Source organism: Streptomyces malaysiensis subsp. samsunensis, from assembly GCF_024519315.1.
Taxonomy (GTDB): Bacteria; Actinomycetota; Actinomycetes; order Streptomycetales; family Streptomycetaceae; genus Streptomyces; species Streptomyces malaysiensis.
This window is the reverse complement of record NZ_JANIIC010000155.1, coordinates 1-4,997: the sequence shown is the minus strand read 5'-3', so window position 1 is coordinate 4,997 and position 4,997 is coordinate 1. Positions and strand designations below refer to the sequence as shown.

The window sequence follows — 4,997 nt, the reverse complement described above, 5'->3', positions numbered from 1 at the left end:
AAGCTGCGGCGATGGGGTAGTTGGGGCGGTGCCCGGCTCTACGGCTGCTTGTCCTGTGCACCTGTGGGCTGGTCGACGGCTTCCTCCGTGAGCGGCTGTCGGGGCAACGGTCCGGAGATGTAGGCGTCCATGCCCGCTGTGGCCAAGGGATGGGGAGGAGCCGTCTCCAGACCGCCGTGCAGGCGCAGCAGTACGTGGTCGTCGCCGACCAGGCAGTCGGTGTGCGGAAGGGCGTGGGACAGTAGGCGGGCGAAATCGTCGCAGGTGGCTTGGACGTCGACCTTGTCGAGGCCGAGCCAGACGTGCAGTGTGCTGTTCTGAACCGTCAGCTCGACGTCGATGCGGGTGTTGGCCGCTTCGGCGGCTTCGCCGCACCACGTCAGGGTCTCGTCCAGCGCGCCGAGGTGGGCGGGAAGCGGCTGGAAGACTTCCTGTCGCATGTCGTCGCGGACTGTGACGCCGGTGGTCGGGGCCTGTTCGCGCCACCATTCCTGCACGATGTCGCGGACCGAGGCGGCCTGAGGTCCGCTGCTTAGCGCCCGCCGTACGGCGTCCGCCGCATTTCGCCGGACGACGCTCGCGGCGTCCGGCCCGGGGGCGGCGGCCATGCGGCGCAGGAGCGAGCCGGGCCCGATGCGCATGTCGTGGAGAACCTTCTGGTACAGCTCGCGCAGCGTGTCCGGTACGGCTGTGTCGTCTGGCCCGAGCAGGGGGCGGACGCGTTCTGCCCAGGCTAGAAACGCCTTGGTGTCGCCGGTGGTCAGGAGGTCGGTGCCGAGGTCGCCGCGAGCGAGCATACGGGCGCGCTGCCGTTCCGTCGGCCAGCCGAGGCCATTGAGCTGGGCACGTAGGAGGAAGACGAGCAGGTCCCGTTCCGGGGCAGGGAGATCGTCGACGACACCGCTGACGGGGGTGGCGAGGATATCGAGGACGGCCTCGGCGGTCCCCTTCTTCGCCTCCGGCTTCCCGGGGGTTCCGGGCAGACGCTCGGTCCACTGGTGAGCCCGGCCCTGAGCGTCCCGCAGCCTGATCGTGGCGGTGTAGCTCTTCAGGTGGTCCGGCCCCGAGACGTCGTAGGTGTACTCGTGGTCGATGCCGTACGTGGTGGCCATGGCGGCGAGGACGGTCGCCGGATCGTGCTGGTGTTCCAGGCCGGAGAGCCAGTCGTCGAGGGCGGCAGGCCGACGTCCAAGCAGCCGGGAGCCGTGGACGCGCCAGGCCGCGGCGATGATTGCCTGTGCGGCGTCCGACACCGTCGTGCGGCCCTGTCCGCTCTCACCGCGGCTCGTCAGCAGCCCTTCCGCGAGCTGGAGGTCAGCACCGAGCCGGGCGGTGTCGTCATCGGAGGAGGTGAGAATGCGTGCCTCGTCCTCATCGGGGGTGAGGCCGTGCGCGAGGGCTTGGCGGGCGCGGGCGTGGGCAACGAGGTAGTCCACCACGTGCGAGCCGTGGTGGGCGAGGAGTTGGTTGTCGCGCTGGCGGGCGGCGGTCGCCGCCGCCTGGTTCTCGTGGACCCAGGATGCATGGGTGAGGGCTTGAGCGAGGAGCCCGTCCGCGCGATGGCCGAGTTCGAACATGGTCGCCAGGTCGCTCACTGCGTGCCGGTGCCGGTTGCCCGGCTGCGGGTACGGCAGCGGCGATGCGGTCAGCACGGTCGCAGGCGCCGCCTTCGGCCCTGCGCCCGCCGCCACAGCCACCTGCGGGTATGCGTCGAGGAGCGCTCGCGCTGCCGCCGCCCGCGCCGCCTTCTTGGACTGGCCGGTGCCTTCCGCTGTGCGGCCGGTTCCGGTGCGGACCACGACGCGGAAGACCTTGCGGTGATCCGGGCCCTCCTCCCGGTACTCGTAGGCCAGTCCCTCTTTACGGAAGGCCATTTGCGCCAGAGAGCCGGGATCGACCCCCGTCTCCGCGGACGGGCGGTCGATGTCGGGCCACACGGAGACGACCAGCCTCCGGGCGACCTCATGCTCGCCCCAGAGGCTGAGCACGCCGAGGATCTGCCGAGCCACTCCCGCGAAGACAGACCTGGCAGGCTGCTGTGCCTCCCCCGCGCCCATGCGCGCCAACCCCCGTTCGGTAACCCACACGCCGAGCGCGAGCTCGGCGGCGGCGCGCCGCCGAGCGTGCTCGCTCGACTGTTCGCCCGACTTCCGAGGGGTGGCCCATCGTGCGTAGGCGTCGAGCAGAATCACATCGAGCGCGTTGGCACCGAGCCGGTCAAGCAGACCGAGCACGTGCGGTGTGACCTGCTCGGTGTGGTGACTCTCGTAGAGGTGACTGCGGTGTTCGGCGGCCAGGCCAAGCCAGGCGGTAACCTCGGGGCCGGCGTTCCATCCAGGCACAGCCTTTTCCACAAACTCGCGCACTTCTCGCTCATATGTGCCCACCAGTGACACGGGCGGCTCGCACAGGGCCGGGTACGTGACGTCGTGGACGTCGAGTCGCCGTTCGGCGCGGGAGTAGGGCCAGACCGGCTCGGGCGAGGCCGGCTGCGCGGGCCGGGCCGGACGGCGCGCTTCGGGCAGTGTGCTCCGGCCCTGACGACTGGACGCTGGGCGCTGGTGGGAAGGTCGCGAGGTGGTGCGTCGAGGGGCCGTCTGCGCCCGCCGCCCGCCAGTCGGCGGTGTGCTGGACCTGTTGTTCAAGAGGTTCTGGAGTTCGTTGGTGAGCCAGGAGGGCAGTCTGGTCGGGGGGAGGCCGCCGTCGAAGAAGTCGCCGGCCAGATCGACGCAGTATGCGTATCGCTCCCACTCGTGGTGGCGCGCGTGCTCCTGACCGAGCGTGCGCAGCGCCGACCGCATCCGCGCGTAGGGCACCGTCTGGCCGGCCAGCTGGTACGACGTCCGGTTCCGCGCGGCCTCGATGGCGAGCGCGATGCGGTGCACGGGTGTCGGCGGCGGGGTCTCGCGCAGCGACACGATACCGACCCAGCGGTTCACGGCCCTCCCCTTGCCGGGTGACGCGGCCCTGCCTGGCCACGGTACGCGCTGCCGGGGAGGCGTTGGTGCGTTGTCCCGGTGCTTGCGTCACGGGCGGGCGGCCTGCCCCGGTTCTGCTGTCCCTCCTCCCACCGCGCATCACAACTCTCGGTGATCACGGCGGCACTGACTGGTCAGCGTATGCCGCCTGGCGCGGTGTCGGGAAGAGGGGGCGCTCGACGTGGATCGTCCCGTATGCCCGGTGGTGCCGAACTGGCATGGCGGGGCGGTGGGCAGGTCGTCACCCCCAAGGGGGAGATACCGGGGCACTTCGCGCTGACCGTCGCCCACGGCCAACACTGCGCTGGCGACGTTGATGCATGCCCGCAGCACACCGCCATCGACCAGCTGCCGCGCACGCGAAGAGCAGTGCCATATCACGGGGCAGGTCGACCGGGTCCCTTGCGGGACGGCAGACTTGGCCGGACGGAAAGGGGCCACTCGATGAGCGCTCAGCCGATGCGCACGCGCGGGCCGGACCGGGTGCCGCGGAACGCCGAGAGCATCGCGGCCGCGCTCGAGGGCGAGCGGCGGATGGAGTTCTACCGCGAGCTCCTGGCGGCCGCGCCGGAAGACGCCGAGGGCGTCCTGCGCCGCTGGTGGTGCGAGGCGATGCTGGACACCGACCCGGCCGCCAGCCGGGTCACCGAGACCGCGCTGAACGGCACCCTGCCCACGAAGAGCGTCGCGGCGGCCATCGCGCGCCGCCAGGCAGCCGGGCTGCCCGTTGAGTGAGCCGCACGGCCAGGAGCCGGAAGGCTGGCCTTGTGAACTGTCCGAAGAGGTCGACGCGCTGCTGGCCGACTTGTCCCTGCCCGGTGAGGTCTTCGGGGCGATCATCGCGGCGACCGTTCAGATCAAAGAGACCCGGGGCATGGTGCCAGGCAGCACGGCCTCGGCAAAGTGGCCCCAGCAACGACGCATGCCGCTCGGCCGGGACGGAGTCCTCGGCGTCGCCGAGTACGTCATCGTCGCCGACCCGGCCATACATCGTCCTCACCCGCATCCAGCTGTACTGACGCGTCGGTAACACCACGGCCTGCCCCTGCCGCTCTAGCCCGCACTCCCGCGCGCCGTTGACGCCTCACCGGTGATGCGTGACGCTCAACCCACCAGCTACTCGGGAGGCCCCGTGTCCAGAGACCAGGTCAACGGTTACCCGCTCCTGGATGAGGAGACCGTGACCGCCTCCAGTGAGGACGACGAGGACGAGCAGGACGACAGTGGAGAGGGATGAGACAGGGCGGCGCTGGGCTGCCGCGTACCTCCACACCCCCACACCCCAGCCGACCGCTGCGGCGGTGCCGAAGTGCCCCGACCATCCCAAGACGCGGCTCATCCGGCTCCTGGGAAAAGCCTGGACCTGCCCGGCGTGCGTCCGCTCCGAGCGGCAGCCGGACTCCTGAATCTCTGAAATCTCCGACGCCGACCCGCCGTACATCGTCCTCACCCGTATCCAGCTGTACTGACGTGCCTGGTGCCCGAAGGGTTTAGCGAGTCGATGGTGTCGGCGGTGGGCCGGTTCGCGGTTCCCAACGGCGTCGATGAGCCAGTCCTCGGGGTGAGCTTGTTGAATGGAGCGGACCTGGGCTCCGGGCGATGGTCCGGAGCCCAGCGTGCGCTGCGTCTCCCGTATCGGTGTTTGACCGGGAGGAAGTCCAGTGGCGGGCCAGGTTTGAGGCTGCCTAGCCACTGGGGAGTCCGTCCCGCTGCAACAGGCCGGCTCCATGGATCCGAAGGTGCGTGTCCGGAGCAGTCAGACATGCGCCTCACGCGAGCGACATGCGCGGAACTGGCCGCTGGGTCTTACCCGCGTTGAACGATCTCTATCGTGATGCCTGTCCCGGCTCCAGGCAAGGAGAACGCGACGGACTTGTTGGAATGGGGTGGGTCTGTAGCGTTCTGACCTGCGGAGATTCCCTGAAAACCTGTTGGAGTAATCGGGTTGTTCAGCGGAGCGACTTTCCATCCTGTAAATAATCGCGACCCATGCCCTAAATAACAGTCCACCCTGTTATT

General features: G+C 69.7%; 3 protein-coding genes. 2 read left to right on the top strand and 1 reads right to left on the bottom strand.

What is annotated here, in order from left to right:
• Window positions 1-38 precede the first annotated feature (38 nt).
• Complete coding sequence (locus tag NQU54_RS49905; RefSeq protein ID WP_257636558.1) at window positions 39-2,939, bottom strand: putative dsRNA-binding protein; 2,901 nt, start codon at window positions 2,937-2,939, stop codon at window positions 39-41.
• Window positions 2,940-3,422: 483 nt separating this feature from the next.
• Here NQU54_RS49905 and NQU54_RS47975 point away from each other — a divergent pair, with 483 nt between their 5' ends.
• Both NQU54_RS47975 and NQU54_RS47970 read left to right on the top strand, forming a co-directional pair.
• Complete coding sequence (locus NQU54_RS47975) at window positions 3,423-3,713, top strand: hypothetical protein (RefSeq protein WP_257636557.1); 291 nt, start codon at window positions 3,423-3,425, stop codon at window positions 3,711-3,713.
• Complete coding sequence (locus NQU54_RS47970) at window positions 3,706-4,008, top strand: hypothetical protein (RefSeq protein ID WP_257636556.1); 303 nt, start codon at window positions 3,706-3,708, stop codon at window positions 4,006-4,008. Before NQU54_RS47975 ends, NQU54_RS47970 begins: the two co-directional genes overlap by 8 nt.
• Window positions 4,009-4,997 lie beyond the last annotated feature (989 nt).

Bases quoted from the DNA above. Each gene is read 5' to 3' on its own strand.
- NQU54_RS47975 (WP_257636557.1), top strand. From the start codon at position 3,423: ATGAGCGCTCAGCCGATGCGCACGCGCGGGCCGGACCGGGTGCCGCGG.